1 protein-coding gene is annotated in these 839 nt (G+C 33.5%); it reads right to left on the bottom strand.

Going from position 1 to position 839, the window contains the following annotated elements:
• Positions 1–839: tetratricopeptide repeat protein (locus J1779_RS00115; protein WP_217202533.1), on the bottom strand; the 839-nt coding region annotated here is incomplete at both ends.

An 839-nucleotide genomic window follows, 5' to 3' on the forward strand; every position in this document is an offset into this window, starting at 1 on the left:
GCCATGCCCAAATTATAAATTAAATCCGCATTTTTTTTATTTTTTCTAAGGTGTTTTTCTAGTTCATTGGCTGTCTCTGGCCACAAGCCTTTATTTTTATGAAGGGCAGCGACTCCATATTTTTTCACATCAGTGCTTTTGGAAAGAGCTACTGATTTTTTATAAGCTTCATCAGCCTCATCAAATTTCCCATTTTTCTCTAAGCAATATCCTAAATTATAAAGTGATTCAGTATTACAAGAACCCAGTTTTATAGAGATTTCGAATGCTTTTTCAGCCTCTGAAAAATAATTCATTTTAAGGCAAGCTGCACCTAATCTGAAAAATAGTTCTGATTTCTTATTATTAATCTTGGTTGCTTGTTGTAAGGCTTCAACTTCTTGCCACCATTTTCTTTGTTTATTCAATGATTCGGCAAGTTTATCGTAATATTCATATTTATTGCCATCTAGTTCTGTAGCTTTTCTAAATGCCTTTTCTGCTGCTACTGTTCTTGAGAAACCTAACAATAAAACACCAGACTTGAAATGCTTCTGGGAATTGCTACCATTGGAGATAAATACCGAATGTATTACATCTTCTGCTTCAGATTTTCTTTGAGTATTATCTAATGCTATCGCTCGTCGATAGTTCCAACGTTGATTGTTAGTTTCTTTCGTTGTTGCGATTTTCAGCTGTTTTTCAGCTAGTTCCCATTTTCTAAGTTTGCTGTAAAGGAATCCCAATTGATAATGCCATTTTGGGAAGCAGTTATCATTACCTGCAATAGCTTTTTCTAAGTGTAAAGTTGCTTTCACCCAATCTTTTTTATTCAAAAAATATTGTGATTTTCCATAAGA

The sequence above is a fragment of the Rahnella rivi genome (genome assembly GCF_019049655.1).
GTDB lineage: Bacteria > Pseudomonadota > Gammaproteobacteria > Enterobacterales > Enterobacteriaceae > Rahnella > Rahnella rivi.